Source organism: Natronoarchaeum rubrum (assembly GCF_024494695.1).
Genome location: NZ_JANHDP010000002.1, coordinates 417,845 through 444,237, shown reverse-complemented (window position 1 = coordinate 444,237; position 26,393 = coordinate 417,845). Strand labels below are relative to the sequence as shown.

The following is a 26,393-nucleotide window of genomic DNA, read 5'->3' as shown; positions in this document are numbered from 1 at the left end:
CTTCTGTCGGCCCCGGAATTCGCCGACGAGCCCGCGCGACGACGCCGCTGCGGCCGCCCGCTCCGCGGCCGCTGGCGCTGCGGACGCCGGAACGCCGTCAGCGATCGGTGCCGCTCAGTCGTCGGCCGCGACCCGCGGGTCCGGACGGGCGTCGCCGTCGCGTTCGAGGCCCAGCGCGGCGTTCGTTCGGGCCACGCTCTCCTCGGCGTCGGCCATGTCGAACATCGCCCGGAGCGCGTCGACGTTCTCGGGCACGACGTCGGCCTCCTGGTGGATCGCCTGGAAGCAGTAGAAGTCCCGGCCCTCGACGGTGATCGACTCGCCCCAGACGCAGTTCTCCCAGACGTCCCCGCGCGGGCGGCCGGCGTCGCGGGCGTACTCGCGGAGCTGGCCGCAGCTCTCGATCCCGGAGCGCTCGGGAACGACGAACAGCCGCGACTCGGCGTCGAGCAGGTCGCGCACCTCGTGGGGATCGGGTGTCGACTCCAGCGTGACGTTGACGCTGTGGAGGTGCATCAGCGTCGCCGGCACCGTCAGTCCGAGCGTGTCGATCGACAGGTCGGGGAAGATCGTCTGTACGTCCGGACCGTGGTGGGAGGGCACCTCGACCGGGTCGGGGAGGATGTCGTTGATCGGCCCGCGCTCGGACTGGGTGGGATCACCGCCGCGACGCACCAGCGTCGTCCGGGCTTTCTCGACGCCGTAGGTCTCCGCGAGCGGAGCGAGCAGGCGCGAGAGCCCGGTCGTGTTGCAGGAGACGACCCGCACGTAGTCGGCGTCCCGGGCGGTCTCGAAGTTCGCACGCGAGTTGAAGCTCGTCTCGGCCACGTCCGGAGCCTCGGCGCCCTGGAACACGGCGGGCGTGTCATGGGCCTCGTAGAGCGGGCGGTACTCCGCGCCGACGCCGCCCGGCGTCGCGTCGACGACGACGTCGCTGGCGTCGACCATGTCCTCGACCGTCCCGTCGACGGCGAGGCCCGCGGCGTGGAACTCGTCGACCGACCCCTCGTCGCACGCGTAGAGGGGATAGCCCGCGGCACGAGCCCCCTCGGCCGCGAAGTCGGGACTCGTCTTTGTCACGCCCGCGATCGTCATATCCGGCTGTGCCCGCACCGCGTCGGCGACGCGCTTGCCGATCGTACCGTACCCGTTGACGCCCACGTGGAGCATGTATGAGGTTGCGACCAGCGCCGGGATAAATGTTCGTACTAGCTGATAGATCCTTACTCGAAATAGAGTTGTTAAGGCGACGATCCGTAGAAAGCGGACGGGCGCCCGTGCCAGAGCGTCGCGACGGGAATCTCCGCGCTCTGACAGACATGAGCAATGATACCGTCCAACACATCGCTCGAGGGACGCGGAGCGTCACAAGTAAGAAACTCTAGATATGTTCGGAGGGTAATCGTTTGTTTCTGTCCGTTCCCTATTTTTTCAGGAATCGAACCGTCAGGCGCCGTTTTGTAATCCTCAACAATTAATTACAATGCAGATCTAGACGCCGACTCCTATTTAGGTAAATACTTTAGCCGGAAGGTCGTACCAAGTCAGTATGAGTGACTCAGCAGACGATACGCTCCGCGTAGGGCTGAACGGGTTCGGTCGCATCGGGCGCAACGTGTTTCGCGCCTCGCTCGTGACCGACGGCATCGAGATCGTCGGGATCAACGACGTGATGGACGTCGACGACATGGCCTATCTCCTGAAGTACGACAGCGTCCACGGCCGCACCGAGGACGTCGAGATCGACGACGACGGCGACCTCGTCGTCGGCGACCGAACGGTGCCGATCCTCTCGGAGAAAGACCCCGCCGAGCTGCCCTGGGACGACCTCGACGTCGACGTCGCCTTCGAGTGCACCGGCCTGTTCCGCAACTACGACGACGCCTACAAGCACGTCGAGGCCGGCGCCGACAAGACGATCATCTCCGCGCCCCCGAAGGGCGAGAAGGAGGTTCTGACGATCGTCTACGGCGTCAACCACGACGAGTACGAGGGGCAGGACGTCGTCTCGAACGCCTCCTGTACCACCAACTCCGTCGCGCCGGTCGCGAAGGTGCTCGACGAGGAGTTCGGCATCGAGTCGGGCGTCCTGACGACGACCCACGCCTACACCGGCACCCAGAGCCTCGTCGACGGTCCGAACCGCAAGCGCCGCCGCGGCCGCGCCGCCGCCGAGAACATCGTTCCGACCTCGACCGGCGCCGCGCAGGCGACGACCGAGGTCCTGCCCGAACTCGAGGGCAAGCTCGACGGCATGGCGATGCGCGTGCCCGTCCCGGACGGCTCGATCACCGACCTCACGGTCAACCTCGAAGCGGACGCCTCGATCGAGGAGGTCAACGCCGCGTTCGAGGACGCCGCGAACGGCGAGCTCGAGGGCGTCATGGGTTACACCGAGAACGAGATCGTCTCGCGAGACGTCGTCGGCCAGCCCTACTCCTCGCTGATCGACGCCGACTCGACGATGAAGGTCGGCGGCCAGGTGAAGGTGCTCGCGTGGTACGACAACGAGTACGGCTTCTCGAACCGCATGCTCGACCTCGCGACGCACGTCGTCGAGGAGTCCGAGCTCGAAGCCTCGGCCTGACGCCGTAGCCCCCGCCGAACCGTTCGCTCACTTACTTTCCGCCGATTTCACAACCCATGTTCAACACCATCGACGACCTCGACACCCAGCAGCGACTCCTGATGCGGATCGACGTGAACGCCCCCGTCGACGACGGCGCGGTGCAGGACAACCGCCGGTTCGCCCGCCACGCCGAGACGATCGCCGAACTGGCAGAGGACGGCCACGCCGTCGCGCTGCTGGCCCATCAGGGCAGGCCCGGCCGCGACACGTTCGTCACGCTCGAACAGCACGCCGACATCCTCGCCGAGCACGTCGGGACGGACGTCGACTACGTCCCCTCGACGTACGGCGACGAGGCCCTCGACGCGATCGAGGAGCTCGACGGCGGCGACGTGCTCGTCCTCGAGAACGTCCGCATGACCGACGATGAGCTCGCCGACCGCACCCCCGAGGAACACGGCGAGAGCGACCTCGTCCAGACGCTGGCGCCCGAGTTCGACGCCTACGTCAACGACGGCTACTCGGTCGCCCACCGCCCCCACGCCTCGATCGTCGGCTTCCCGCAGGTCATGGACAGCTACGCCGGCCGCGTGATGGAAGACGAGTACGAGTACAACACCTCGATCGAGCGCCGGGAGTTCGACGGCAAAGTGACGATGGTGCTGGGCGGCACCAAGGTCGAGGACGTCGTCGCCGCGATGGAGAACCTCGACGAGAAGGTCGACCTGTTCCTGCTGGGCGGCATCGTCGGCCAGCTGTTCCTCCGGTCGGAGGGGTACGAGATCGGCATCGACACGCCCGAGGGCCCCGGCCTGTACGACGAGAGCTGGGCCGAAAACGAGGAAACGATCCGCGAGGTCAAAGAGCGGTACGGCGACCGGATCTCGCTGCCGGTCGACGTCGCACGCGAGGGCGAGGACGGCGAGCGCGTCACCGAGCGCGTCGAGGACGCCGCCGACCACCCCGACGAGTACCTGGACATCGGCGAGGAGACCGTCGAGGCGTACCAGCCCCACGTCCGAGAGTCCGAGGCGGTGCTCGTGAAGGGCGCGCTGGGCGTCTTCGAGATGGAGCAGTTCAGCCACGGCACCGTCGGCGTCCTGCGGGCGGTCGCCGAGACCGACTGCTACTCGGTCGTCGGCGGCGGCGACACCTCCCGCACCGTCACGATGTACGATCTGGGCGAGGAGAACTTCGACCACCTCTCGATCGCCGGCGGCGCCTACCTGCGCGCCCTGACCGGCGCACCGCTGCCGGCCGTCGAGGCGCTCGAAGCGGCCGCCGAGCGGTAGAGCGGGGACGACCCCGCGCCGGGAAGCCCTCGATCGCGACGCACGCCGCCGCAAACGGATTCAAGTAGCTGGAATACACCCTGTAGGTATGAACGCCTCGGGGCACATCTCAGTTCTGTACGTCGACGCCGACCCACCAGCGTCGACGCCGGTCCCCGGCCACGAGCGGTTCGACGTTGTTGAAGCGACGGGCGCTGCCGACGCCGTCGCGCGGATCGAAGACGGGGACGTCGACTGCGTCGTCACGACGGCGTCGGACGAGGGTTGGCGGACAGTCGCCGAGCGAGTGCGCGATTCTGCGCCGGAGATTCCGGTCGTTCTGATCGATGCCGCCCTCGAGGACGCTGCCGACGCCGATTCTACGGTCGACGAGTACGTCCGGGCCGACGCGCCCGACCCGTCGAGGACGCTCGAACGGCGGATCGAGAGCGTCGTCGACCGGAACGCCGGCGACGCTGATGAGCGGTTTTACCAGAATCTCGTCCACGAGGCGTCGGACGCGATCCTCGTCGTCGACGAGTCGAGCACGATCCGCTTTGCCAACGACACCGTCTCGGAGGTGTTCGGCTACGACGCCGCCGAAGTCGAAGGCGAGCCGCTGACGACGCTGATCCCCGAGTCGTTCCGCGCCGACCACAACGAGGGGATGGCGGCGTACCTCGAATCGGGCGAGCGGACGATCGACTGGAACTACGTCGAGCTGCCCGGGCGCCACAGCGACGGCCGCGAGATCACGCTGGCGATCTCCTTCGAGGAACACCACAGAGGCGGCGAGCGGCTGTTCTCGGGGATCGTCCGCGACGTCACCGAGCGCAACGCTCGCGAGCGCAGGCTCCGGGAGTACAAGCGCCAGTTCGACGCCGTGTTCGACGATCCCGACTCATTTATCGTACTGCTGGATCCCGACGGGATCGTCCGCAAGGCCAACGGCACCGCCCTGGAGTTCGTCGACGCGGACTTCGAGTCGGTCCACGGCGTTCCGTTCTGGGACACGCCGTGGTGGGACCACCCGAGTGCGCCGCGGGAGCAGCTCAGGGAATGGGTCGACCGCTCCGCCGCCGGCGAGTCGGTGCGCTACGAGGCGACCCACCACGCCCCCGACGGCGAGACGGCGACGATCGACGGGACGATCCGACCCGTCACCGACGAGGACGGCCGGGTCGTCTCGCTGATCGCCGAGGGTCGGGACATCTCCGAGCGCAACCGGATTCAAGAGGAGCTCCAGACCAGCGAGCGCTCGCTGCGCGAACTCTACGACGTCACGTCGAATCCCGATCTCTCCTTCGACGAGAAGCTCCACCGGATTCTCGGGATCGGTTGCTCGCGACTGGGGCTCTCGCTGGGCTTTCTGACTCGCATCGAGGACGGTCGCCAGGAGATCCTCGCAGTCGAAGGCGACCACGAGAAGCTCCGCGAGGGGGCGACCTCGCCGCTCTCGGAAGCGTACTGCGAGGCGACGATCGAGTCCGACGAGCTGGTCGGCGCCGCGGACGCCGCGGGGGGCGACTGGCTCGACGCCGCGACGTACGACCGCTGGGGGCTGTCCTGTTACCTGGGATCGAAGATCGAGGTCCACGGCGAGCTGTTCGGAACCTTCTGTTTCGCCGACGACGCCGCGCGCGAGAAGCTCTTTTCGGACTCCGAGCGGACGTTCGTCGAGCTGCTCGCCCAGTGGGCCAGCCACGAGCTCGAACGCCAGCGCCGGCAGGAACAGCTCGAACGGGCGAACGGCCAGCTCGAACAGACGAACGAGCGGCTCGAACAGTTCGCCAGCGTCGTCAGCCACGACATCCGGAACCCCCTGACGGTGGCGATGGGCCACCTCGAGGTCGCACGCGAGCGCAGCGACGGCGACGACGACCAGCTCGCGGAGGTCGAGCAGTCGCTCGAACGAATCGACGCGCTGATCGACGACCTGCTGACGCTGGCCCAACAGGGAGACTCGGTCGGCGACGTCGAGACGATCGCGCTCGACGCCGTCGCGCGGGACGCCTGGGAGACGGCAGACACGGCGGACGCGAGCGTCGAACTCGACGGGGCGCCGACGCTTCAGGCCGACGAGTCACGGCTGCGCCAACTGCTGGAGAACCTCTTTCGAAACGCCGTCGAACACGGCCCGGACGACGTGACCGTCAGAATGGGCGCACTGCCCGACGACGAGGGGTTTTTCGTCGAGGACGACGGGCCGGGGATCCCGTTGGAGGAACGCGAAGCGGTGTTCGAGCAGGGCCACACGACCGCGCCCGACGGAACCGGGTTCGGGCTGGCGATCGTCGAGCAGATCGTCGACGCCCACGACTGGACGATCGACGTCGCCGAGAGCGAGCATGGGGGTGCGCGGTTCGAGATCGACGGCGTCGCATCGCCGGACGCGGCGCCGTCGCACTGAATCGAGCCGAGATCGTCGCAGCGTCCCGCTCGGGTCGAGCGTTCGCGGCGGCGTCTCGACGCCGCTCTCCGGCGTCGCCCGGCGGGCGAAAGCGACCGTTCCGAAGGGCTAAAGCGCGCGGCAGGAGACGTGCGAGTATGAAGTTCCACGAGGCGGCGAACTTCCTCTACGACCTTCGGCGGTTCGGCCCGCGCCCCGGGATCGAATCGACCGCCGACCTCCTCTCTCACCTGGACGACCCCCACGACGGGCTGGCCTGCGTGCAGATCGCCGGATCGAACGGCAAGGGCTCGACCGCGAGGATGGTCGAGTCGATCCTGCGCGAGGCCGGGCTGACGGTGGGACTCTTTACCTCGCCGCATCTGGAAGACCTGCGCGAGCGGATCCGCGTCGACGGGCGGAAGATCCAGACGAGTGCCGTCGCCGAGTTCGCCGACGAGATCGCACCGTACGTCCGCGAGAAGGGCGCCGACGGCGTCTCGCCGACGTTTTTCGAGGCGACGACCGCGATGGCGCTCTGGCAGTTCGACCGGCGCGACGTCGACGTCGCCGTGCTCGAAGTCGGCATCGGCGGCAAGCTCGACGCGACGAGCGTCGTCGACCCGATCGCGAGCGCGGTGACGACCGTGACGCTCGAACACACCGACGTGCTCGGGGACACGATCGCCGAGATCGCCCGCGACAAGGCCCACGTCGCGCCCGCCGACGCGCCGCTGGTCACCGGCGCCGAGGGCGAGGCGCTCGACGCCGTCCGCGAAATTGCCGGCGACGTGCTGACGGTCGGAACTGAGGGCGACGTGGTGCCGTCCTACGGCGGCCGGCGGAACCACACCGAGTCGGCCGTTTCGGTCGCGGGACCGGGCTGGTCGGTCGACGCGCGCGTCCCGACGGTCGGCGCCTACCAGGCCGACAACGCCGGCATCGCCGCCGCGCTCGCCCGGCAGGTGACCGAGCGCCTGGGCGGCGAGCCGGTCGCTGAAGAGCGCATCGAGCGGGGCCTCCGGCAGGCCCACTGGCCGGGCCGGTTCGAGGTGCTCGAACGCGAGCCCCTGACCGTGCTCGACGGCGCCCACAACCCCGGTGCCTGCGAGAAGCTCGCCGGCGCGCTCGCCGAGTTCGACTACGACGACCTCCACGTCGTGTTCGGTGCGATGCACGACAAAGACCACGGCGAGATGGCCGCCGCGCTCCCGACGCCCGACCGCGTCGTCGCCTGCGAGCCCGATCTCGACCGATCGGAGGACGCCGCCGTGCTCGCGGAAGTGTTCGAGCGCGCCGGCGCCGCGGAAGTCGTCGCGGGCGGGTCCGTCGAGGGCGCCGTCGCCGACGCGCTCGACGCCGCCGACGAGGGCGACTGCGTGCTGGTGACCGGTTCGCTCTTTACCGTCGCCGAGGCCAGAACGCGCTGGTCGCGCCTGCAGTTCCCCCATCGCGTTCGGGATATCGACGACGCGCGATCGACGCTCGACGGCGCGCACGTCCCGGACGCCGAGATCGAGCGGACGGCGGCCGACGGCGTCCACCGCGTGCTGACGACGCGCGTCCGGACGCGCCAGGCCCGGCGGCTCGAAGCGGCGATGCTCGACGTCGGCGGCGACTGCGCGCTGTCGGGCGTGAGCGAACAGGACGACGCCGTCGTCGACGTCGCGCTGCTGGGGACGCTCGCCGAGTTCGAGGCGCTCGTCGAGCAACTGGACGAGCGGGGCGAGGGGCTCGGCACGATCGCCGACGAGCTACGCGAGACGCTGGCGCTGGACGGCGACGCCGCTGCTCCGGAGCGCGACACCGACGCGAAGGCTGACTCCGCCACCAGCAGCCGCGAGTACCCCTGGGCGGACGGCACCGCGGTGATGGGCATCCTGAACGTCACGCCCGATAGCTTCCACGACGGCGGCGAGTACGACGCCGTCGAGGACGCCGTCGCGCGGGCCGAAAAGATGGTCGAGGAGGGCGCCGACATCGTCGACGTCGGCGGCGAGAGCACCCGTCCGGGCGCCGAGCCGGTCCCCGTCGAGGAGGAAAAAGAACGCGTCGTCCCGGTCGTCGAGCGTATCGCCGACCTCGACGCGATGGTGTCGGTCGACACCCGCCGGGCCGAGGTGGGTCGCGCCGCGCTGGAGGCCGGCGCCGACATCCTGAACGACGTTTCGGGGCTGGAGGACCCGGAGATGCGCTTCGTCGCCGCGGAGTACGACGCTCCGCTGGTGGTGATGCACAGCGTCAACGCGCCCGTCGATCCGGACGCCGACGTGGAGTACGACGACGTCGTGACGGACGTGATCGACCAGCTCCGCGAGCGCGTGCTACTGGCCGAGAAGGCCGGTCTCGACCGCGAGCAGATCGTCGTCGATCCCGGACTCGGATTCGCGAAGTCGGCAACCGAGGCGTTCGAGCTGCTCGGCCGCATCGACGAGTTCGACGCCTTCGGCTGTCCGGTGCTGGTCGGTCACTCCCACAAGTCGATGTACGCGCACACCGGTCAGGACGCCGGCGAGCGCGGTCCGCCGACCGTAGCGGGCACGGCGCTGGCCGCGGATCGGGGCGCCGACATCGTGCGCGTCCACGACGTAGCGGAGAACGTCGCCGCGGTCAACGTCGCCGCGGCGTCGTCGGCGTCCTGCCGAGACTGAGTCGAGGTGGTTCGAGAGCGCGGAGCTCTCTCGTCACTGAGCGGGAGCGAGCTCCCGCGAGGTCCAAAAGAGCGCAAGCGCTCCTTTGAGGATGCCGAAAATCTCGATTTTCGAGCGCAGGGCCCGACGGCGAGTCAGACGACGAGTAGCCCGTCCGGTCACTGCCACCGATCGAGCGCGACGAACGACGATTCCTCGGCGGTGATCCAATGGGTCACCAGCTTCTCCTCAGAGCAGTCCTGCGGGAAGATCGTGCACGTAGGCGGCCCCTCGTCGTCGGTGACGGTGACGTGTTCGAGCTCGCCGGGCTGCGCAGGCGCCGCGTCGTCGGACATCCGTTGGGACATGGTTTGTTACCAATCGTAACTTGTGCTCCACGACTATTTACATCTTGTCCAACTATCTCACGATAGACTCGTTAGACGCATGGATAATCACGAGTGTACTAGCACATCTTACGAAAAGCTTTTAAGCCAGGAAGTGATATTCGTGAACAAGTAACACAGGAGGTGATCCGATTCGACACACAGGAGAAACCGACCGAAGCCGAGTTGTACCGTCCCGGTCCGTAGGCCGCCCGGCGTTGCTGAGCCGTCCCGATCGTGATACCACTCGCTCCGGGCCCTACGACCATTTCCACGTCTGTCCGTCTTCGAGACCGAACGCTGCCACTGGTCTTACCCGTCGCTTTTTATCGCGTCCGTGGATAGACGCCCATGGTCGAACGCATCACCGTCGAGCAGGTGCGGGCGTGGCTCGACCCGAGCGTCGTCGGCGAGATTACGGAGACCTCCGAGTCGACGACCGAATTCAATCTCGAACTCGAAGTCTCGCGGATGCCGCTGCACGTCATCAAAGAGGAGCGGTCCGGCCCGGTCCGGATCGTCGGGAAGTGCGGGTTCGACACCGAACGCGTCGCCGCGCTGCTCGACGACGATCGCCGGCAGCGCGAACTGTTCTCCCAGTTGAGCCCCGTGCTGGTCACCGTGCCCGGGTTCTACACGTTCATGGACGAGGAGGGCACTCGCTGCGAGTTTTCCGATCTCCGGACGATCCAGTTCGAGCAGCGCCGCTACCCTGACGGACTGAGTCGGGATCGGCTGATGGGCGACGTGATCGCGATCGCGAAGGGGATGCGTCACGTCCAGAACGTCGTCGCCGTCGTTCGGGAGACGACCGGCGACGGCGGTGGAGAGGCGAGCGGTGACAACGGCGAGGAGACGGCGGAGTAGCTACAGCAGCCCGTACTGCGATCGCAGCTCCCGGTACAGATCGAGATACTTGTCGAGCACGGCGCCGCGATCGAACCCCGAGAAGTCCTCGTCGACGGTCATCGGCTCCATCTCGCCGGCCTCGCGGATGGCGTCGGCCAGCTCCTGCTCGCTGGTCGTCCGGAAGCCGCGCTCGCGCCCCTCGACGAGCTCGTGAGCGCTCGAATCGGCGTGGTACTCGACGATGCCGACGCAGCCACACGCCAGCGCCCACAGCAGTTCGGTCGCGAACTTGCACTGCCGGGCAGTCTGGACGAACACGTGGGCGCTCCGGTAGATCGCGACCCGGTCCTCGCGGGAGAGCTCGCCGACGAACTCGATCCGGTCCTCGATCCGGAGGTCCCGCGCTTGCTGCTCGTAGGCCTCGCGCTCGGGGCCGTCGCCGATCACGGTCGCCGACCACTCGAAGTCCCGCAACTCGGCGAGCCCGAGCAGCAGACTCTCCAAGTTGGCCCCCTCGTCGAGCCGGCGGGCGTACACGACGTGGCGCTCGTCGGCCGGATCGGTCGACCGAATCAGGTCGAAGTCGACGCCGTTGGGGACGACCTGCAGGCGCTCCATGTCGGCGCCGTGTTCGCGAAGCCGCGTCCGGACGAGCCGCGAGGGCGTGACGATGCGGTCGGGCGCGGTCAGCGCCCGGCGGGTGAGAAAGCCCCCGTCCGCGCCCTCGGGGTCGTACCAGTCGGCCAGCAGCGGCGTCCGGGCCAGCGTCGCACCGACGCTGGCGGCGGCGATCGCCGGCGGATACGTCGCACCAGCGTGGACGACGTCGGGATCCGCACGAGCGATCGCGAACGGCGCACGGAGGAGAAACGACTGGCGGGCCGTCTCGTCGAGGGTGACGCCGTGGTACGTCAGGCCCGCCTCCTCGCGCGTGTCGTCGGTGTTGGTCCACCATCTGGCACAGAAGACGTGGACGTCGTGGCCTCGATCGGCCAGCGACGTCGCCACCCGCCGGAGCCGCCGTTCCGGAGATGCGTCACGGTGGTGCGTAGTCGTCAGCGAAACCAGCGCGACGCGCATACCACGCCAGATGAAACGATCTGTTAAAAATCCCGGCTATTTTCCGGCGGCGTCGCATCTGGCTGCGGGACGTTGCGTGTCGCCAGCCGGACGTGTCTGTGAAACGCCAGCGTCGCGAGACGCCGGAAGCTACTCGGCCCCAGCGGTGTTGGACCCGATATGGCCTACTCTATCGACCGATATCTCAACGTCCGCAGCGCCTACGGCTCCTCCTTTGGCCCCGACGGCGAGCGGCTCGCCTTCCAGATGGACACCACCGGCGTCCCGCAGGTGTGGACGCTCGACGGCCCCCGGCAGTGGCCGACCCAGCGTACGTTCGACGAGGAGCGAGTCACCTTCGTCGACTGGTCGCCCGAGCGCGCCGAACTGGCGTTCGGGATGGACGAGGGGGGCAACGAGCGCCAGCAGCTCTTCGTGCTGGACGCCGAAACCGGAGCGATCGACAACGCGACCGGGATGCCCGACGCCAAGCACCGCTGGGGCGGCTGGTCGAGCGACGGCGAGCGCTTCGCGTTCGCCTCGAATCGCCGCGACGAGGCCGTCTTCGACGTGTACGTGCAGGACCGCGACGAGCGTGGCGACGACGCCCGACTGGTCCACGAGGGATCGGGCTGGCTCTCGGTCGCCGGCTGGAGCCCCGACGACGACCGATTGCTCGTCCACGAGGCCCGCGCGAGCTTCGACCACGATCTGCACGTGCTCGATCTCGAATCGGGTGAGCTGGAGCACGTCACGCCCCACGAGGGCGACGTGCGCTACAGCGGCGCCGAGTGGGGGCCCGAGGGCGAGGCGGTCTACCTCGTGACCGACGAGGGCGCGGACACGCTCTATCTCGCGCGCCTCGACCTCGGTTCGGGCGACCTGGAAACGGTCGTCGACGGCGGCGACTGGAACGTCGACGGCGTCGCGCTCGACGAGGAGACCGGTCGGCTCGTCTACTCGCGCAACGTCGACGGCTACACGGAGATCACGGCTGGCGAACTCGCCGGGCCGACCGAGATCGATGAGGTTCCGGCGCCGGATCTGCCCGAAGGAACGGCGGGTGGCGTCGACTTCGCGCCCGACGGCGACCGGTACGCGATCACCGCCAGCGGCCGGGGAAGCAACACGAACGTCCACGTCGTCGAGTTCGAGACGGGCGAGGCGGAGCGCTGGACCGACGCTCCGACGGCGGGAGTCCCTCGCGAGACGTTCCGGACACCCGAATTGGTACGCTTCGAGAGCTTCGACGGACTGGACGTTCCGGCGTACCTCACGCTGCCGGAGGACGCCACCGGCGCGGCGAGCGCCGGCGAGAGCGACAGCGTCGACGCCGACGTGCCCGTGATCGTCGACATTCACGGCGGGCCCGAGAGCCAGCGCCGACCCAGCTTTAGCTCGGTCAAGCAGTACTTCCTCGACCGAGGGTACGCCGTCTTCGAGCCCAACGTTCGCGGGTCGTCGGGCTACGGCCGGGAGTACACCCACCTCGACGACGTGCGAAACCGGATGGACTCGGTGAAAGACGTCCGGGCGGGCGTCGAGTGGCTCCACGACCATCCCGCGGTCGACCCAGACAGGATCGCCGTGATGGGCGGGTCCTACGGCGGGTTCATGGTGCTGGCGTGCCTGACCGAGTACCCCGATCTCTGGGCGGCCGGCGTCGACGTCGTCGGCATCGCCAACTTCGTCACGTTCCTAGAGAACACCGGCGAGTGGCGCCGCGAACTCCGGGAGGCCGAGTACGGCTCGCTGGCCGAGGACCGCGAGTTCCTGGAGTCGATCAGTCCGGTCAACACCGTCGAGAAGATCGCTTCGCCGCTGTTCGTGCTCCACGGTGCGAACGATCCCCGCGTGCCCGTCGGCGAGGCCGAGCAGATCGTCGAGGAAGCCAACGCGCAGGGCGTCCCGACGCGAAAGCTGATCTTCGACGACGAGGGCCACGGATTCACCAAGCTGGAGAACAAGATCGAGGCGTACTCCGCGATCGCGGCGTTCCTCGACGAACACGTCTGAGCGGCCGCTAGTTGCGGGGCTGACGACCGGCGACTTACTCCCGCCGGTAATCGGGCAGCGCGTCGTCCTGCAGCACCGCCGTCCGGCCGCCGTCGACGACGAGCGACGTGCCGGTGACGAAGGCGGCGTCGTCGCTCGCAAGGAACGTGACGGCGCCGGCGATGTCCTCGGGCCGGCCCAGTCGTCCGAGCGGGTGGCTCGCCTTGGCGCGCTCGTGCGTCTCCTCGTCGAGGCCCTCCGTGGTGCGTTCGATCTCGGTCCACCCCGGCGCGACCGAGTTCACCCGGATCTCCGGGCCCAGATCGAGCGCCATCGCGCGGGTCATCCCTTCGACGGCCGGCTTGACGGCGTTGTACGGAAACATCTCCGGCGTCGTCGCGAACGCGTGGTTCGAGGAGACGTTGACGACGGCGCCCTCGTTCATGTGTTCCGCCGCGCGCTTCACGCAGAGCCAGTACGCTCGAAGGTCGGTCTCGACGACGAGATTCCAGTCTTCCATCGTCGCCTCCTCGACGCCGGTGTACGTCTCGACGCCGGCGTTGTTCACCACGACGTCGAGCGTGCCGTACTCCTCGGCGGCGGCGTCGATCAGCGCCGCGACGGCGTCGGGATCGCGCAGGTCGACTTCGACGAACGTCGCCTCGCCCTCGTCCTCGCGGATCGACGCCGCCACCGCTTCGCCGTCCTCGACGGTGCGGCCGGAGACGACGACCGCGGCGCCCTCGGCCGCGAACCGCCGGGCGATCGTCTCGCCGAGCCCGCGCGTCGAGCCGGTGACCACCACGACGTCGCCGTCGAAGCGATCGGGACACGGCGTCTCGGCGGGCGACGGAGCGACGGGACCGTCGGTCACGGTGCCACCCCCCTGGTAACGCTCGACGCCCTCGTGGAGGCGTCCTGGCCGGTCTGTGCGTCGATCCGGGCGCCGGACGTGATAGCTCGGCTCACAGTCGGCTAGTGCGTAGTGGCTCCCTTCGGTCCTTCGGCGGCCGTTCATCGATCGACGAGGTGAAGCGCGCTTCCGGGGCGTCAACGTTTATTCCCGGGGCGACCACAGTTCGAGCCATGCAACAGTGGCTCGACGGGTACGACGAGCGCGACTGGCAGACGATCGACGAGGGCACCGTCCGGTACGCGCTCGTCGGGATCGGCTGGTGGACCAGAGACGTCGCCATCCCGGCCATCGAGCGCTCGGAGTTCGGCGAGGTGGCCGTGCTGGTGAGCAGTTCGACCGAAAAGGCCGAGCGCATCGCCGACGAGGAGAACGTCGAGCGGGGGATCAGCTACGACGAGTACCACGAGGGCGCCGCGAGCGACGCCTACGACGCGGTGTACATCGGGACGCCCAACGCCTACCACCTGGAGTACGCCGAGACGGCCGCCGACCTCGGGAAGGGGGTGCTGTGCGAGAAGCCGATGGAGGCCACCGTCGAGCGCGCCGAGACGATGGTCGAGGCCTGCGAGGACGCCGACGTGCCGCTGATGATCGCCTACCGGATGCAGACCGAACCGGCGGTGCGCCGCGCCCGCGAACTGATCGAGGAGGGGTTCATCGGCGAGCCCGCGACGGTCCAGGGCCACAACAGCCAGCGATTGCTGGAGATGATCCCCGACGAGAATCAGTGGCGCCTCGATCCCGACATCTCGGGCTACGGGACGTCGGTGATGGATCTGGGCATCTACTCGATCAACACGGCGCGCTACCTGCTCGGCCGCGACCCGGTCGCCGTCGAGTCGCGGATGTCCTCGCTCCACGACGCCTTCTCGGACGTGCCCGACGAGCGCTCCTCCTCGCTGCTCCAGCTGGAAGGCGACGTCCGAATGGTCACGACGACGAGCCAGAACGCCCAGACGGACACGCAGCTCAAGATCACGGGAACCGAGGGCCAGATCGAGCTCGATCCCGCGTTCCACGGCGAGTGCGCGCTCCGGCTCACGCGGGGCGACCTCGTCGTCGACGTCGACCACCGCGAGTTCGACGCCGAGCGCGAGGTGCTGGAGCTGTTCGACTACTTCTCGGATCGCGTGCTCGGCGACGCCGAAATCGAGCCGGACGGGCGCCACGGGCTCGACGACCTGCGGATCATACAAGCGGTCCACGAGTCCGCCGAAACCGGCGAACCAGTCGAGCTCGACTGGTGATGCGCGCGTACCGGATCGCCTACGACGGCCGGCCCTACCACGGCTTCCAGCGCCAGCCCGACGTGCCGACCGTCGAGGGGGCGATCCTCGACGCGCTGGCGGCGCTCGGCGTCACGGAGAGCGAGACCACTGTTCCCGACGGCTACGCCGCGGCCGGCCGAACCGACGCCGGCGTCTCCGCGCTGGCCCAGACGGTCGCGTTCGAGGCGCCCGACTGGCTGACGCCCGCCGCGCTCAACAGCGAACTGCCCGCGGACGTTCGGGCGTGGGCGAGCGCCGACGTCGACGCCGGGTTCCACGCGACCCACGACGCCGCGAGCCGGACCTACACCTACTGGCTGCACGCGCCGGACGCCGACGCGGAGCGAGCGCGGGCCGCCCTCGACGCGCTCGCGGGCCGCCACGACTACCACAACCTGACGAGCGACGACGAGAATACCGTACGCAACCTTTCGGCGTCACTGCGCGTCGACGAGCCGTTTTTGATCGTCACGTTGCGGGCTGGCGGCTTCTGCCGGCAGCTCGTTCGGCGCGTCGTCGCACTCGTGCGCGAAGTCGCGACCGGCGCGGCCGACCGAGAGAAAATCGAGCGCGTGCTCGGCGCCGAGCCGATCGACGGTCCCGAGGGCGTCGGCCCGGCGCCGCCGTACCCGCTCGTACTCACCGACGTGTCCTATCCGGGCGTGACCTTCGGCGTCGACGCCGAGGCCGCGGCGAGCGCCCGCGAGGTGTTTCGCGAGAAGCGGATCGAACGGGCGGCCGGGGCCCGCGTCGCGGGGCGAATAGAGGGCGGGATCGGCGAGAGCTGACCGGTGGCGGCGGCCGTCCCGACGCGCCGGATTCGGCCGCGCATCGCCGGAGAAGCAAGACTTACCACCGCGACAGACAACCGTTCGCACATGAGTTCGGTGCCCGAACGCTCCGAGATCGACGACGAGTACAAGTGGGATCTCGAGAGCATCTACGCGAACGACGAGGACTGGGAGACGGCCTACGAGGAAACCGAGTCCCGGATCGAGGAACTGGCCAGTTACGAGGGGGAGGCCACCCGCGACGGGGAGACGCTGCTGGAGCTGTTCGAGCTCTACGAGTCGGTGATGCGGTCGGTCCAGCAGATCTCCGCGTACGCGCGGATGCGCCGCGACGAGGACACGCGCGACCAGGAGTACCAGGCGATGACCACGCGCGCCCAGTCGCTGGGAGCGCAGGCATCCAGCGCGGCGAGCTTCCTCGAACCGGAGCTGCAGGCGCTCGACCGCGAGGAGATCGACGAGATGATCGAGTCGACCGACGGGCTGGAGGTGTACGGCCACTACGTCGACGACGTCATGCGCATGAAGCCCCACACTCGCTCGGCCGAGATCGAGGGGCTGCTGGCGGATCTCTCGGAGGTGACCGGCTCGCCGGGCGAGATCTACAACATCCTGACGAACGCCGACGTCGAGTTCCCCACCGTCGAGGACCCCGACGGCGAAGCCGTCGAGATCTCGCTGGCGAACTTCACGACGCTCCAGAAGAATCCGAACCGCGAGTTCCGCCGGGAGGTGTACGAGCAGTTCTACGACGAGTGGGGCCAGATCCGCAACACGGTGGCGACGTCGTACCGAAAGAGCGCCACGGCCGACGTGAAGCTCGCGCGAGCGCGCAACTACGACACCGCCCGCGAGGCGGCGATGCACGGCCCGAACGTGCCGACTGACGTGTACGACACGCTCCTGGAGACTGTCGACGACAACCTCGACAAGCTCCACCGCCACGCGGAGCTCAAGCGCGAGGCGCTGGGCGTCGACGAGCTCCGGATGTGGGATCTGTACATGCCGATGACCGAGACGGAGAGTCCCGAGGTCCCCTACGAGGAGGCCCGCGAGCACGTCGTCGAGGCGGTCGGCGCGCTCGGCGAGGACTACCAGTCCCGCGTCGACGAGGGGCTCGACTCGCGGTGGGTCGACGTCTACGAGAACCGGGGCAAACAGTCCGGCGCGTACTCCGGGGGTACGTACGACACCCAGCCCTTCATCCTGATGAACTACCAGGACGACGTGGCATCGATGTTCACGCTGGCCCACGAACTGGGCCACTCGCTGCACTCCCAGTACACCAGCGAGCACCAGCCCTACGTCTACAGCGACTACGAAATCTTTACCGCAGAGGTCGCCAGCACCGTCAACGAGGCGCTGCTGACCGAACACCTCTTGGAGACCGTCGAGGATCCCACGTTCCGCCGGCACATCCTCAACGAGTACCTAGAGCGGTTCCGATCGACGCTGTATCGACAGACGATGTTCGCGGAGTTCGAGCACCGCGCCCACGAGATCGTCGAAGAGGGCGGCGCGCTCACGCCCGACCGGCTCGACGAGCTGTACCGCGACCTCAAAGAGCGGTTCTACGAGCCGGCGGCGTTCGACGACCGGATCGACCGCGAGTGGATGCGCATCCCGCACTTCTACCGGGCGTACTACGTCTACCAGTACAGCACGGGAATCAGCGCCGCGGTGGCGCTGGCCAACGGCATCCTCTCGGACGGCGACGACGCCGCCGACCACTACCTGGAGTTCCTCAAGCGCGGCTCCAGAGAGTATCCGCTCGAACTGCTGGCCGACGCCGGCGTCGATATGCGCTCGCCCGAGCCGATCGAGTCGGCGCTGTCGTTCTACGACGACCGCCTCGACGAGATGGCCGAACTACTCCGATAAGAACTGCTCTCGCCGCCTATCGGCGCTCGCCCGAACGGCGGCGTCGGTCGTCGTCTCTCCGTGCGAACGATCCCCAGCACGACCGACGCGAGCTTACGCGTCGGCGTCCTGCTCGTCGGGACGCTCCAGCGTGACTTCGTAGGCCTCGAAGTCCTCGACGAACGCCCCTTCGCCGCCGATCGTGTACCGCCGGTTGCCGGCGTCGATGGTGAAAGCGTTCTCGACGGGGAACGAGTTGGTCGCCGGCTTGACCAGCCCCTGCCGGACGCCGACGACTTCGCCCTCGATCGTCTCCTCGCCGTTCTCGGTCGCGACCGGGCGCCCGCGAACGGTCGCGATGACGTCTTGGCCCTGTTGCATGTGAAGCGCGACCTGCAGGACGGCGTTCCGGAAGTCGCTCGTCGTCAGCGGCAACTCGCGGGCGCGCTCGACGTGGAGCTCCTCGGCGACCGGCCAGTAGTTCCCGAGGAACGAGCCGATCAGCACCGGAACGAGCTGGCGCTGGGCCAGCGAGATGGCGTTGGAGTCGCTGTTGGACTGGGTCAGCATGTCGTTTGGCGCGATCAGCCCCAGCGATCGGTCGACGGTCAGCATCAGCGGCGCGCGCGCGTGCCAGACGCGAACTGCGCTGGCGACGCCGTCGAGCTGTTCGATCGGGTAATCCTCGGCTTCGGGGCCGCTGAGCAACAGCAAGACGAGCACGCCACGATCGACCGTTTCGCGCAGCGTCGGCTGGATCCGCGTCAGGAGCGACGCGGGCAGCGTCAGCGTCACCTCCTCGTCGGCGGACTCCAGGAGCCGCTCGATGCGCTTGATCACGGTCGGTCGGGACTTGATCACCTCGAACTGCTCGATGTCGTCGTTGGTGCTGGTGTAGCGCTGCTCGAGTTCCGGCTCGATCGTCTCGATCGTCCCGCTGAGCCGCTCGATCACCTCCGAGGGCGGCCGGGCCTTGATCATCGTCGGCACCGAGTGATCGTTGACTTCGACGAAGCCGCGCTCCTCTAGCTCCTCGCTGATGCTGTAGACGTAGCGCTTGGAGACGTCGGCGTCGTTCGCGACTTCGCTCGCTTTGGCTTCTCCCCTGTCCAGAATCGCCAGGTACGTGTCGATCTCCTTCTCCGAGAGGCCGAACTGGGACAGCAGATCGGCGAGCCCCCTTTCATCCATGATTATTGACTACATCACTCTTGCTCGCGGGCAATAATAAATGGCAAGGACCGGCCACGGCGGCGGTACCGACGACCCGAATCGGGGACGACGCAGCGTCTACACCCCGAGAAACCTCGATGCCCCCGCGACCCCGGTGCAATAAACCGTGAATTAGTATTTCAACAATGTTTATATCCGACCGACTTCTGTGTCGGAACGATGAAACTGCGGACAGCGCTACGGGACTACAAAGAGCGGCGTGGCAGCGAGACGGCGTTCCCGGGGGAACGCCGCTCGACTGCCGGCATCTTCTCGGGTCTCGACGATCGCCTCGTGCACGTCGGGCCCGACGGCTCGCTCCGTGACTTCTCGTATCCTCTGACCGGGTACGGCGGCATCGAACAGCTGCGCTTCGGACTGCGGGTCGACGACGAGATCCGCTGGTTCGACGAGTACGACACCGAACAACAGGCGTACGTCGACGAGACCGCGATCGTCGAGACGAAGCGGTCCATCGGCGACGCGACGGTCGTCCAGCGCGACCTGACGCTCGGGGACGGGCACGTCACGAACGTGACCGTCGACGGCGAGGCCGACGCGGTCTGCGTCTCGGCGACGTTCTCGCCGGACGATACCGGCACCCAGCTCGCACAGCTCGATCACGGCGACGCCGTCGAGGTGTTCCACCGCCGCGAGCACGACTACTTCGCGGCGTCGACCGGCTTCGACGAGCTCTCCGGACAGGTGCCCGAACAGATCGACGAGGTGCTGGCCGACGGCGACCCGGTCGAGTTCCCGCGCGACGTCGACGACGGCCGCTACGAGGAGAACAAGCTCGGCGGGACGGTGTACGGTGTCGCCCCGCTCGAAGACGGCGCGGTCACGTTCGCCTCGCTGCTGACCGCGGTCGACGAGATCGACCGGCCCGAGGCGCTCGACCGGACGCGCTCGCTCGCGGCCGACCACGACGCCGACGCCATCGCGACGGCCGGCGCGCGCCAGATTCCCGACTGGGACACCGGCCTGTCGGGCGACTGCGGCGCGACGGACGATCTGCGCGTGCTCTCCTTGCTGTCCTGTGAAACCGGCGCGCGGATCGCCGGGCCCGATTTCGACCCGACGTACGCCTACTCGGGCGGCTACGGCTACACCTGGTTCCGCGACGACGCCGAGATCTCGCGGTTCCTGCTGGAGGCCGACGACCGGACCGACCTCGATCTCTCCGGGTTCCACGAGGCCAGCGCGCAGTTCTACGCCGACACCCAGCAGCCGGACGGCACCTGGCCCCACCGCGTGTGGCCCGACGACGGCAGCCTCGCGCCGGGGTGGGCGCACGGTCGTCTGGAAGCGACCGACGGCGCCGACTATCAGGCCGACCAGACCGGCAGCGTCGCGGCGTTCCTGGCGACGTATCTCCGGCTGGGCGAGCCCGAGGACCCGGCGGCGATCGAGGCGACGCTCGTCGACGCGCTCGACGGACTCGCCGCGACGACCGACGACGACGGTCTGCCCGAGACGGCCCAGAACGCCTGGGAGAACATGACCGGGCGGTTCGCCCACACGACGGCGACGTTCCTGCACGCCTACGCGGCGATCGCCCGAGCGCCCGTCGACGACGAGCTCGCGGAGCGCGCCCGCGAGGGTGCCGAGAACGTCTACGAGAGCGTCGACGAGCTGTGGATGGACGACCGCGGCGCGTACGCGCTCCGGATCGAAGACGGCGAACTCGACGAGCGCCTCGACTCCAGTGCGCTCGCGCTGGCCGACGCCCACCGCGAGTACGCCGCAGTCGCCGATATCGACGACGAGCGCCTCGAACGGCTGGTCAGCCACGTCGAGACGACGATCGACGGGCTGTACCGGAATCCCGACGACAGCGACCTCCACGGGGTCGTCCGATTCGAGGACGATCCCTGGCGACGCCGCGAGCAGGCCGACGAGAAGATCTGGTCGGTCTCGACGGCGTGGGCGGCCAACGCCGCGACGAAGCTCGGCGCGCTGCTCGACGAGTACGATCGCGAGGAAGCCGACGACGCGTTCGACCGCGCGGTCGAACTGCTCGACGTGATCGCGCCCGGCGGCCCTCTCTGTCTCGACAGCGGCTACCTCCCCGAGCAGATGTTCGACGACGGGACGCCCGACAGCGCGACGCCGCTGGGGTGGCCCCACGCGCTCCGACTGGCGACCGACACGGAACTGCGGACCCGCGGCTCGGTCGCCGACGAGGAGCCGGTCGTCGCCGACGACTAACTCGACTTCCCTTTTTTGTGAACTCGTCTCCGTAGCAGCGGCTCCGGGTTCAGAGTGTAGCTTCGGCGCGAGTCGACAGCAGAAGACGGCAGAAAGAACGGTCGGCTGTGGCGTCAGTCCGAGGTGGCGGGCGCCTTTCGGGTCGCCTCGGCCGACAGCATGTCCAGTCCCGTCTCGGGCGAGAACAGGTGGACGTGTTCCTCGTCGAACGTAAGTTCGATCGAGTCGCCGTCAGCCGGTTCGACGTCGGCGTCGACGCGCGCGATGAAGTCCTCGGCGATATCGAGGTGGAGGTAGTTGTCGCTGCCGACCGGCTCGAGCACCTCGACGGTCGCGGTGAAGGACTTGCTGCTCCCCGAGCGCGTCGGGTAGACGTTCTCCGGACGGACGCCCATGGTGAATCGCTTGCCCGCGAGGTCCTGCTCGAGGCCCTGGACGTACTCGGAACTAAGGTGGTACTCGAACCGGCCGTCGATGGAGGACAGCTGGATGCCGTCGCTCACTGCAGATGCCTCGACATCGACGAAGTTCATGCTCGGCGAGCCGATGAAGCCGCCGACGAACTCGTTGACGGGATTCTCGTAGACTTCCTTGGGTGCGCCGACCTGCTGGAGCTGTCCGTCGTTGAGGATCACGATCCGGTCGCCCATCGTCATCGCCTCCTCCTGGTCGTGGGTGACGTAGACGGAGGTGACGCCGAGTTCGTTCTGCAGGCGCTGGATCTCGGTGCGCATCGTGGTCCGCAGCTTGGCGTCGAGGTTGCTGAGCGGCTCGTCGAACAGGAACACCTCGGGCTCGCGGACGATCGCGCGGCCGAGCGCGACGCGCTGTTTCTGGCCGCCCGAGAGCTCGTCGGGCTTGTCGGCGAGCAGCTCTTCGATTCCCATCATCTCAGCGGCCTGACGAACGCGCTCGCGTCGCTCGTCGGGACCGAGGTCGGTGCTCATCCGGAGACCGAACTCCATGTTCTCGAACACCGTCTTGTGGGGGTACAGCGCGTAGTTCTGGAACACCATCGCGATGTCGCGGTTCTTTGCGTGGACGTCCGTGACGTCCTCGTCGCCGATGTGAATCGTGCCCGACGTCGCGCGCTCCAACCCGGCGAGCATCCGCAGCGTGGTCGTCTTCCCGCAGCCGGACGGGCCGACGACGGTGATGAACTCCTTGTCGTCGATCTCCAGCGAGAGGTCATCGACCGCCACGATGCTCCCGGCGTCGTACTCCTTGCGCAGGTCCTCGACCGTGATACTTGCCATTATTATTTTGCGTGGTATCAAACCGTATAACTCTTGCCCAAACGGATCAAGATGAGAGGAACAAATTCATCGTGCGTGATGGCGAGACTTTGGTATCGACCACCACAGCAACTACTGCAAAGGGAGAAAGACGGTAGTAGAAAACGGCTAACGCACCGGCAGGTCAGAAATACCGCGGTCCGGTTCGACCGCCATCGCTCGAAGCGGACGGGCAGCATTGGGGGCTGGTATACGAAAACAATAAGCAGCATCGGTCACACGGATCGAACCGGATTCGCGACCCGCGTAACGGGTGGTTGTCGTCACCGACATGATAGATAGTGTTATATATGTCCTCGCCCTACTGCCCGGATAGTCCAAGGCTAACAACATATCACCAGTAGTGCAGTTCGTCGTCGAAACGATAACCCAAACCATTAAATACACGAAGATATTATTCATCAACAATTCATCCATGCCAATGGATAGACGCAGCGTACTGAAAGGCGCGAGTGGTATTGCAGCAGCAAGCACCCTGTCGGGCTGTCTCGGCATTCTGGGTGGCGGTGGCGGCGGAAACCAGGGCGATGCGATGCTCTGGCACGACCTGACGGAGTCCGAGATGGACCTGTTCGAGTCGAGCCTTGAGACCTACAATGAGGAAGAGGACCTCGACGTTCAGGCGGAGGCCAGCGGTGACCTCCGAAACAGTGTCGAGACAACGCTGGCCTCTGGCGATGGTCCCGAGCTGTACCGCTGGGCGCAGGACTGGGCCGGTAACCACTACCAGCGCGACTTCCTGTACGACGCCAGTGACGACATCGACATCAACCTCGAAGAAACGTTCAGCGAGGCGGCCGTCCAAGCGATTCAGGTGGACGGCGGCAACGCAACGATCGCCCTGCCGGTCGCCGGGGAAACGGTCTCGCTACTGTACAACAAGGACATAGTCGACTCCCCGCCCGAGACGTTCGCGGAGATGGAATCGATCATGCAGGAGTACAATGATCCGAACAACGGCAAGTTCGGCCTCTCGCACCCGATCAACGCCTACTTCGCCAGCGCCTGGATGCACGCCTTCGGCGGCTACTACTTCCAGGTCAACGACGACGGCGAAGGCGTGACCGGACTTGACAAGGAGGAGACCAAGCGCGGGATGGAGTTCCTGCGCGAGCGTATCTGGCCGTACGTGCCGGCCGACACCAACGCAGGACCGCAACAGGCGATCTTCCAGAACGGAAATGCGCCGTTCGCGGTCAACGGCCCCTGGATTATCGGCACGTTCGAGAATAATGGCATCGACGTCGGCGTCACCTCCTTCCCGACAGTTGAAGGCAACACGCCCTCGCCGTACACGGGGACGCAGATGTGGTACTTCTCGGCCCGCATGGCCGACGACGAAGATCGCCGCGATGCAGCCCTCGGATACGCCGAGTACGTCTCCCAGAGTGAGGACCACCAGCTAGCGAACGCCGAGGCGACCAGCGCCATTCCGGTGCTCAATTCGATTTCCACCGATGACCTCGGTGATCAGGTCTCCGGATTCAAGGGCTCCTACGACGGCGGTATCGCGATGCCGAACCACCCCAAGATGAGCGCGGTCTGGGCGCCTACCGAGGACGCCATGTACGCCGTCCTGCAGGACGGCGCCGACATTGATTCCCGGTTCGACGAAGCCGCGGAGACAGTCCGTAGCAACTGGGAAGGGTAACCCAACTACCTGAATTTTTATGAGCCTGTCTAGCGACTCCGTCGACAGATCCTGGTTAACGGACCGGCTACCGTCCTCCGAGGACAAAGCCGGCGCGTTAGCGCTGCCGGGGCTCATCGCCTACACCGGGTTCATGCTGTTCCCGCTGTTCTACCTGGTGTTCCTGTCGTTCACCAATGCGCGACCCCCGGAAGACCTCATCAACAGCAACTGGACGTTCATCGCCTTCGACAACTACCTGAACCTGTTCCAGAACCCGCAGTTCTGGCAGTCCATGGGGATCACGTGGCTGTTCGTGTTCTGTAGCATGACGCTGAAGATCGGTTTCAGCATCTTCGTCGCGCTCGTGCTCACCCACGAACGGGTCAAGGGCAAACGCTACATGCGCGCAATCGTGATTATCCCGCTCGGCCTTCCGGGGATCTTCAAGATCACCGTCTGGCGGAGCATCTTCAGCAACGCGCGCTTCGGTCTGGCGAATACGCTCTATATCAACATCATGGAACTGTTCGGGGCGAGTCCAGGACCGATACAGTGGCTAGCCAACCGTTGGCTGGCGTTCTTGAGCTACGTCGTCACCGAACTGTGGCTGGCGTACCCGTTCATGGTGATCATCATCGTGAGCGCACTGCAGGACGTTTCGGGCGAGCTCCACGACGCCGCGAAGGTCGACGGCGCGGGCTACTTCCATCGATTCGTCCACGTCACGCTGCCGGCGATCAAGCGGCCGGTCTGGTTCGCATCGATCCTGACCGCCGCCGCCTCGTTCCAGCAGTTCCTGGTCCCGTTCGTGTTCAACGAAGGTGGCCCCGCGAGGAACAACGAGCTGATCCTCGTGTACGGGTACCGCGAGGCATTCGTCCGAACACCGCAGAACATGGCGCTGGCCTCGGCGATTATGTTTAGCGCGCTGATCTTCATCGCCATGTTCATGTGGATCAACGTCAAGAAAGGCCGTCTCGCAGACGGGGTGCAGAACGCATGAGCATGCGACAATCCATCCTCGAGAACATCCGCGACGACATCGTCCACGCGCTGCGATGGCCGGTGCGCGTCGTGGAGGACGTACAGGAGACGATCGTCGGCCTCCGCGAGGGCCGAGTTACCTACCGGGACATCGCACTGACGAGCCTCGCGTCGATCGGGGCACTGCTGTTCGTCGTGCTGCTCATGTTCCCCGTGTACTGGGTGATCAACTCCTCGATCGCACAGGGGACGCCCGCGGCGAACCTCTACAGTCAGGGGATCTTTGCCTCGCCCAGCCAATGGAACGTCCAGGCCTACGAGTGGCTATGGGGCGAGTCGAACTTCTTCTTCGACGGCGGATTCCCGAAGGGCGCCGGACTTGGTGAGATTTGGACAGCGTTCCTCGGATCGAACCTCGCCAACAGCCTCCGACTCTCGATCCCGACGGTCGCGTTCTCGTTCCTGCTGATCGTTCCGAGCGCGTACACCCTCTCGCGCCACGAGTTCACGGGACGGAAACCGCTGCTGTACGGGTACGTGATGCTGACCCAGGTCGGTGGCGGACTCAACATCGCGGCGCTGATCGCGCTGTACGTGGTGTTCAACGCGGCCGGCATCACTAACAGCCATCTCGCGCTTGCGATGTTCTACGCGGCTGGGGCGGTGCCGTTCAACACCTGGCTACTGAAGACGTTCATGGACAACATCCCAGAGTCCTACACGGAAGCGGCGCTGGTGGACGGCGCCTCGCGGCGTCGGATCGTCTGGGAGGTCATCCTCCCGCTGACGAAGCCCGGACTCGCCGTCGTCCTGATCTTCACGTTCCTCGCGGGGTGGAACGAGTTCGTCGTCGCGCAGCTGATGTTGAGCGCCGACGGGTACCCGCTGTCGGTCGGACTGTACCAGCTGGTCGACGACTTCGCGACGCCGTGGGCGCAGTTCGCGGCGTACGCGCTCACCTATGCGACACCCGTTGCGCTGATCTACTTCTTCTCCCAGCGCTACGTGGAGAGCGGCCTGTCGTTCGGCGGCATGGAAGGGTAATCCGTCCGTCGCTGCGTTTTTCTTCGGTGCG

General features: G+C 67.0%; 19 protein-coding genes. 13 read left to right on the top strand and 6 right to left on the bottom strand.

Features of this window, described 5'->3' with window-relative positions; translation table 11 throughout:
- Positions 1–114: 114 nt before the first annotated feature.
- Complete coding sequence (locus NO931_RS06375; protein ID WP_256391800.1) at positions 115–1,170, bottom strand: type II glyceraldehyde-3-phosphate dehydrogenase; 1,056 nt, start codon at positions 1,168–1,170, stop codon at positions 115–117.
- A 379-nt stretch (positions 1,171–1,549) separates the two neighbouring features.
- Here NO931_RS06375 and gap point away from each other — a divergent pair, with 379 nt between their 5' ends.
- From gap to folP, 4 genes are all read left to right on the top strand, one after another.
- Positions 1,550–2,587 carry a type I glyceraldehyde-3-phosphate dehydrogenase gene (gene gap, locus NO931_RS06370; RefSeq protein WP_256391799.1) on the top strand — a complete coding sequence of 346 codons (1,038 nt, stop codon included), beginning with the start codon at positions 1,550–1,552 and terminating at the stop codon, positions 2,585–2,587.
- 56 nt (positions 2,588–2,643) lie between these two features.
- Positions 2,644–3,861, top strand: a complete 1,218-nt coding sequence (locus tag NO931_RS06365) for a phosphoglycerate kinase (protein WP_256391798.1) — start codon at positions 2,644–2,646, stop codon at positions 3,859–3,861.
- Positions 3,862–3,949: 88 nt separating this feature from the next.
- Positions 3,950–6,250, top strand: coding sequence for a PAS domain S-box protein (locus NO931_RS06360; protein WP_256391797.1), 2,301 nt, complete (start codon positions 3,950–3,952; stop codon positions 6,248–6,250).
- A gap of 137 nt (positions 6,251–6,387) precedes the next feature.
- Entirely contained in the window at positions 6,388–8,880 is a 2,493-nt protein-coding gene (folP, locus tag NO931_RS06355) for a dihydropteroate synthase (protein WP_256391796.1), read from the top strand.
- A 158-nt stretch (positions 8,881–9,038) separates the two neighbouring features.
- Here folP and NO931_RS06350 read toward each other — a convergent pair whose 3' ends face one another.
- Positions 9,039–9,215, bottom strand: coding sequence for a DUF7511 domain-containing protein (locus NO931_RS06350; RefSeq protein WP_256391795.1), 177 nt, complete (start codon positions 9,213–9,215; stop codon positions 9,039–9,041).
- 381 nt (positions 9,216–9,596) lie between these two features.
- On the opposite strand from NO931_RS06350, the gene NO931_RS06345 reads away from it, so the two are divergent.
- Entirely contained in the window at positions 9,597–10,112 is a 516-nt protein-coding gene (locus tag NO931_RS06345; RefSeq protein ID WP_256391794.1) for a DUF2299 family protein, read from the top strand.
- Here the strand turns inward: NO931_RS06345 and NO931_RS06340 are convergent, their stop codons facing one another.
- Positions 10,113–11,174: a glycosyltransferase family 4 protein gene (locus NO931_RS06340; protein ID WP_256391793.1), complete on the bottom strand. Its 1,062-nt coding sequence runs from the start codon at positions 11,172–11,174 to the stop codon at positions 10,113–10,115.
- A 159-nt stretch (positions 11,175–11,333) separates the two neighbouring features.
- Here NO931_RS06340 and NO931_RS06335 point away from each other — a divergent pair, with 159 nt between their 5' ends.
- Entirely contained in the window at positions 11,334–13,169 is a 1,836-nt protein-coding gene (locus NO931_RS06335) for a S9 family peptidase (RefSeq protein WP_256391792.1), read from the top strand.
- A gap of 34 nt (positions 13,170–13,203) precedes the next feature.
- On the opposite strand, the gene NO931_RS06330 is transcribed toward NO931_RS06335, so the two are convergent.
- Complete coding sequence (locus NO931_RS06330; RefSeq protein WP_256391791.1) at positions 13,204–14,022, bottom strand: SDR family NAD(P)-dependent oxidoreductase; 819 nt, start codon at positions 14,020–14,022, stop codon at positions 13,204–13,206.
- A 212-nt stretch (positions 14,023–14,234) separates the two neighbouring features.
- Between NO931_RS06330 and gfo6 the strand changes: the two genes are divergently transcribed.
- The 3 genes from gfo6 (at position 14,235) to pepF (ending at position 18,004) form a co-directional block, all read left to right on the top strand.
- Entirely contained in the window at positions 14,235–15,311 is a 1,077-nt protein-coding gene (gene gfo6, locus NO931_RS06325) for a D-xylose 1-dehydrogenase Gfo6 (RefSeq protein WP_256391790.1), read from the top strand.
- Positions 15,311–16,120 (top strand): tRNA pseudouridine(38-40) synthase TruA, encoded by an 810-nt coding sequence (gene truA, locus NO931_RS06320; RefSeq protein ID WP_256391789.1) that lies wholly within the window; start codon positions 15,311–15,313, stop codon positions 16,118–16,120. The genes gfo6 and truA overlap by 1 nt, the downstream gene beginning before the upstream one ends.
- 90 nt (positions 16,121–16,210) lie before the next feature.
- Positions 16,211–18,004 carry an oligoendopeptidase F gene (gene pepF, locus NO931_RS06315; protein ID WP_256391788.1) on the top strand — a complete coding sequence of 598 codons (1,794 nt, stop codon included), beginning with the start codon at positions 16,211–16,213 and terminating at the stop codon, positions 18,002–18,004.
- Between the two features lie 93 nt (positions 18,005–18,097).
- On the opposite strand, the gene NO931_RS06310 is transcribed toward pepF, so the two are convergent.
- Positions 18,098–19,174, bottom strand: a complete 1,077-nt coding sequence (locus tag NO931_RS06310) for a TrmB family transcriptional regulator (RefSeq protein ID WP_256391787.1) — start codon at positions 19,172–19,174, stop codon at positions 18,098–18,100.
- Positions 19,175–19,375: 201 nt separating this feature from the next.
- Here NO931_RS06310 and NO931_RS06305 point away from each other — a divergent pair, with 201 nt between their 5' ends.
- Positions 19,376–21,406, top strand: coding sequence for a DUF7997 domain-containing protein (locus NO931_RS06305; protein WP_256391786.1), 2,031 nt, complete (start codon positions 19,376–19,378; stop codon positions 21,404–21,406).
- A 113-nt stretch (positions 21,407–21,519) separates the two neighbouring features.
- Here the strand turns inward: NO931_RS06305 and NO931_RS06300 are convergent, their stop codons facing one another.
- Positions 21,520–22,662 (bottom strand): ABC transporter ATP-binding protein, encoded by a 1,143-nt coding sequence (locus NO931_RS06300; protein WP_256391785.1) that lies wholly within the window; start codon positions 22,660–22,662, stop codon positions 21,520–21,522.
- Between the two features lie 460 nt (positions 22,663–23,122).
- Here NO931_RS06300 and NO931_RS06295 point away from each other — a divergent pair, with 460 nt between their 5' ends.
- From NO931_RS06295 to NO931_RS06285, 3 genes are read left to right on the top strand one after another with little or no spacing between them, the layout of a single operon-like run.
- Positions 23,123–24,352, top strand: coding sequence for an extracellular solute-binding protein (locus NO931_RS06295; RefSeq protein WP_256391784.1), 1,230 nt, complete (start codon positions 23,123–23,125; stop codon positions 24,350–24,352).
- Positions 24,353–24,371: 19 nt separating this feature from the next.
- A complete protein-coding gene (locus NO931_RS06290; RefSeq protein ID WP_256391783.1) occupies positions 24,372–25,337 on the top strand; it encodes a carbohydrate ABC transporter permease in 966 nt (321 codons plus the stop codon).
- Entirely contained in the window at positions 25,334–26,362 is a 1,029-nt protein-coding gene (locus tag NO931_RS06285; RefSeq protein WP_256391782.1) for a sugar ABC transporter permease, read from the top strand. The genes NO931_RS06290 and NO931_RS06285 overlap by 4 nt, the downstream gene beginning before the upstream one ends.
- The last annotated feature ends 31 nt before the right edge of the window (positions 26,363–26,393 follow it).